The organism is Streptomyces flavofungini (assembly GCF_041028215.1).
Taxonomy (GTDB): domain Bacteria; phylum Actinomycetota; class Actinomycetes; order Streptomycetales; family Streptomycetaceae; genus Streptomyces; species Streptomyces flavofungini_B.
The window spans coordinates 1-3,640 of the sequence record NZ_JASKYR010000736.1 but is presented as its reverse complement, the minus strand read 5'-3'; the positions used below and the strand labels follow the sequence as shown (position 1 = coordinate 3,640).

Annotated in this window: 6 protein-coding genes and 1 pseudogene; 4 read left to right on the top strand and 3 right to left on the bottom strand. The window is 69.1% G+C overall.

Features of this window, described 5'->3' with window-relative positions; translation table 11 throughout:
• Together AB8Z36_RS33475 and crcB are read left to right on the top strand one after the other, a co-directional pair.
• A pseudogene (locus tag AB8Z36_RS33475) lies at positions 1 to 167 on the top strand (CrcB protein); the annotation flags it as partial.
• Entirely contained in the window at positions 164 to 538 is a 375-nt protein-coding gene (crcB, locus tag AB8Z36_RS33470; RefSeq protein ID WP_369217149.1) for a fluoride efflux transporter CrcB, read from the top strand. The pseudogene AB8Z36_RS33475 and the gene crcB, both read left to right, overlap by 4 nt.
• Before the next feature lie 212 nt (positions 539 to 750).
• On the opposite strand, the gene AB8Z36_RS33465 is transcribed toward crcB, so the two are convergent.
• The 3 genes from AB8Z36_RS33465 to AB8Z36_RS33455 all read right to left on the bottom strand — a co-directional run bounded on the left by AB8Z36_RS33465 (position 751) and on the right by AB8Z36_RS33455 (position 2,847).
• The gene (locus AB8Z36_RS33465) at positions 751 to 1,116 is read right to left on the bottom strand and encodes a tetratricopeptide repeat protein (protein WP_369217151.1); all 366 of its coding nucleotides are present in this window, start codon (positions 1,114 to 1,116) and stop codon (positions 751 to 753) included.
• A gap of 113 nt (positions 1,117 to 1,229) precedes the next feature.
• Entirely contained in the window at positions 1,230 to 2,081 is an 852-nt protein-coding gene (locus AB8Z36_RS33460) for a helix-turn-helix domain-containing protein (protein ID WP_369217148.1), read from the bottom strand.
• A 13-nt stretch (positions 2,082 to 2,094) separates the two neighbouring features.
• Positions 2,095 to 2,847: a DUF6879 family protein gene (locus tag AB8Z36_RS33455; RefSeq protein ID WP_369217150.1), complete on the bottom strand. Its 753-nt coding sequence runs from the start codon at positions 2,845 to 2,847 to the stop codon at positions 2,095 to 2,097.
• A gap of 375 nt (positions 2,848 to 3,222) precedes the next feature.
• Between AB8Z36_RS33455 and AB8Z36_RS33445 the strand changes: the two genes are divergently transcribed.
• Both AB8Z36_RS33445 and AB8Z36_RS33440 read left to right on the top strand, forming a co-directional pair.
• The gene (locus AB8Z36_RS33445; protein WP_369217146.1) at positions 3,223 to 3,420 is read left to right on the top strand and encodes a hypothetical protein; all 198 of its coding nucleotides are present in this window, start codon (positions 3,223 to 3,225) and stop codon (positions 3,418 to 3,420) included.
• Positions 3,417 to 3,620 carry a hypothetical protein gene (locus AB8Z36_RS33440; protein ID WP_369217145.1) on the top strand — a complete coding sequence of 68 codons (204 nt, stop codon included), beginning with the start codon at positions 3,417 to 3,419 and terminating at the stop codon, positions 3,618 to 3,620. Before AB8Z36_RS33445 ends, AB8Z36_RS33440 begins: the two co-directional genes overlap by 4 nt.
• Positions 3,621 to 3,640: the final 20 nt, after the last annotated feature.

Below are 3,640 nucleotides of genomic sequence, written 5' to 3'. Positions count from 1 at the left end.
GCTTCACCACGTTCTCGACGTACGCGTTGGACGTCGAGCGCCTGGTCAGCGGCGGCCACGCCCGCACGGGCCTCGCCTATCTGGCACTGACCCTGATCGCCGCGCTCCTCGCGGTGTGGGGCGCGGCGTGGGCGACGCGCGGGCTCGTGGCGGTGGGGCGCCGGTGAACTGGCTCTCCGTGATCGCCGGGGCGATGATCGGCGCGCCTCTGCGTCATCTCACCGACCGCGCGGTCAGGACGCGCCTGAACACGGCCTTTCCGTGGGGCACCCTCACCGTCAACGTCGTGGGCTCCCTGATCCTCGGCATCCTCGCCGGAGCCGTCACCGCCGGGGCCGCCCCCTCGCACCTGGAACTGTTCCTCGGCACCGGCCTGTGCGGGGCCCTGACGACGTACTCGACCTTCTCCTACGAGACGCTTCGGCTCGCCGAGAGCGGCGCCAGGTTCTACTCGGTGGCCAACGCGCTCGGCAGCGTTGCCGCGGGGGTCGGCGCGGCGGTGGTGGGGGTGGCCGTCGCCGAGGCGGTCTGGGGCTGAGGACCTGCCGTACGGCGGTGCGCACACGGCGGCCCGGCGGTCCGGTCAGCGGACGACCTCGTGCCGGAGCTGTACGACGCCGTTGCCGAAGGCCCGGGTGCCCGCGAGCCGCAGGTCGGCCCGGACGTCCGGCGCGTAATCGTCGCGGCCGGTCGTCCGTGGCCGCGACGATACGCCGGGCTTGGGCCCGTGCGGGGCTCTCTACGGGCTCTCTACGGGTTCTCTGCGGCGTTCGGTCCGGTGAAGTCACCGTTCAGTGCCGCCGCCATCCGCAGGTGCGGCGCCGCCTCGGCGCCCCTGCTCTGCCGTTCGAGGGTGCGGCCGAGCATCAGGCGGGCGTAGCCCTCGACGGGGTCCAGCTCGATCACCTTGCGCAGCTCCGTCTCGGCGCGCCGGAGCTGGGCGGAGTGGTAGTAGGCGCGGGCGAGCAGCAGACGCGGGGCGACCTGCTCGGGCACCTCGTCGGCCAGCGCGTCGAGGATGCGCGCCGCCGTCGCGTACTCCTTGGCGTCGAAGAACTGCCGCGCACGCTCCCAGCGCTCCGCCGCACTCCCGTGGTCGTAGTAGGTCATCTCCACCATCTGCTCCACTGTCTGCCTCCTTCGCCCCCTGTAACCCGGGCGTGCGCTCGCGCATTCCGCGCCGAAGCAGCAAGGTCTCATCCGCGCGTCGGGCCGCGCCGCCGGGTCGCCTATCGCGCGGTGAGCGCGCGTCTGGCCGCGTTGATCAGATGGTGCGCGTCGGCACCGTAGACAGCGGACTCCCGCAGGGTGTTCCAGGTGCGCAGGTAGGTTTGGACACTGGGGGTGTCGTCGATCCACAGTTCCGCATGCCAGGTCTCTACCACCACGCGCTGATCGTCGTAGACCCAGAACCCCGTGGCAGGCGGAATCTTGAGGGATGCGCTGTGCGGGATGATCCCTAATTCGACGGTGTCCATGCCGACGGCGCCGTGCAGACGGTCAAGCTGGGAGATCAGGACCGAGGGCGGGCAGATCAGCGTTCTGAGAGCGCCCTCCCACATCAGGAGGTGGAAGCGCTTCGCCGGGTTGTAGAGGGCGTCCTGCCGCTTTATGCGGGCGCGCACGGCAGCGTCAGCGTCTCGCGGTGAGCGCTGGAGTTCGGAGTAGCGGGTGAAGATCGCCTTGGCGTAGTCGGGCGTCTGGAGAATGCCCATGATCATGGCCGGTTCCCAGCCTCGGAAGAGGGAGGCGTTCTCGTGCTCGACGTTGTGGGCGTTCTGGACGGCGCGGTGCCCGCCTGCGAGCTGTCGCCGCCAGGGCCTGACGCGCGACTCCACCCCGCGCAGCATCTCCTTCAACTCGTCGGCCGCCTCCGGCTGCCCGCATCCCTTCGCGAAGGACTCAAGGTCTTCGGCCGTCGCTGTCTGCTGGCCCCGTTCCAAGCGGCTGATCTTCGACTGGGCCCACCCGGCCCGCTTGGCGAGTTGTTCTCCGGTAAGCCGACCACCAGGGGCGTTGATCCGCAGTTGCTTCAATCGGACCCCGAGCGCCTCTCGTGCCTGCTGGTAGTCGGCCGTCACGGATCAGCTCTCGTCAGCTGGTCGCGGCTACCTGCGCCGCGACCAGCTCAAAGGGGACTGCGTCATGCATGGCGGCATCACGTACCTGGGCGTACCGGTTCACGGCGGCGGGCTCGGTGATGAGTTCCACCCCGGTCAGATCGTCGCTCTCGAAGTGGAGCAGCGCGACAAGCCGGGAATCGAAGATCCAGAAGTCTTCTGCCAGGAGGCGGAGCCGGTCGGCGTCGCGGCGCCACAGACAGCGGATGACTTCGCCGACAGAGCTGTTTCGTTTTGCGTTGTCGAGAAGGTAGAGCTGCCCCGGTGTCGGCGGTTGGTCCACGATGCGCACGCGTTCGAAGCGCTTGCCCAGTGCGGTCTGTTGCTGTCGCTCCCTGCACCACGCGGTGTCGGCGCCGGACCAGTCAACAGGCTCTCCTGAGGCGAACTGCGCGTAGGTGGGTGTGATCTCGTCGCTCGCGTACCTGCGGCGTGTCTCCAGCCGCCACGCCGTGTGCTCGAATTGCGTGAACAGCCGGTCGAAGTCCTCGAACGTGATCATGTCGGGCACGCGGGTGATCTCCTTCGGGCCGAAGTCGACCAGCAATTGGCGCGGTACGACGATCGCCGTCTCTCCCTGGGAGAGGTGCCGCAACTGGGCGACATCGTCCGGATCGGTGAGCGGCAGACCGTGCACGATGATGTCGTCCGTGTCCAGGTCTTCGTGCACGGATGGGCAGCCGTTGACGCCGCTGCCCGTGCCGTTGAAGCGTAGTCGCCTCATGATCTGTCCCCTTCGCTGGACGGTGATCCGACCAGCGTTGGGCGGTCCACCGTCCGGTGGTACAGCCTCGCGGAAATCCGGTGCGCATGCTGCCGCATTTTCGGCCAACTGACGCGCATAAAAGCGCATAGCGCCTCGCGAACCCCGTCCGGTGCTCTCTAACGTCCAGGGCATGCCACGAGCCAAGCCACCGGCCCGCGTCGGTGCTGCCACTGCGACTGAGTCCCTGCGCGCTGCGCTGAGCGGAGCGGGCATCGTCCTGCCCTCGCTTGCGCCTGGTCACGCGTCGCCCTCGTACAACCTCGTAGGTCTGGGGCGCATCGGTGTGGACGAAGCGATACGGCTGGCAGACGTGATCCGGCGGGGAGGCCGCGCACCATGAACGCTGAACGAGATCAACAGCCGCCGTCCGGCATGAGTCTGCGCGTGTACACGCTGGACGGCAAAGGCACGATCACGTCCGACACCGGCATCATGCGGGTCGACGCCCTGGGGCTCGATCTGCCCGCAGCCGCAGAGGCATGCAAGTTCCCGCCGTGCGGCTGCCCGCGCTGCCGCAAGGGACAGGCGCCGTGAGGACGGCCAGGGCCAAGCCCAAGGAACTGTCTCCCGAGTGCCGGCTCGGGGAGTGCGGCCTCTGCCCCGGGGACGGCGTCGCGATCTTCGCGCCGGGGCGGAGGCACCCGTACGMGCCGCCGATCTACACCAACCGATGCGATCACGACTGCGGCCACGGCTGCGGGCAGGCCGCCGTGCCGCGCGAGCAGCGCCCCTGAAGCCCCCCCAGACGGTTGCA

Excerpts from the sequence above, each read along its gene's own strand:
- AB8Z36_RS33445 (WP_369217146.1), top strand. The coding sequence starts at position 3,223 with ATGAACGCTGAACGAGATCAACAGCCGCCGTCCGGCATGAGTCTGCGC.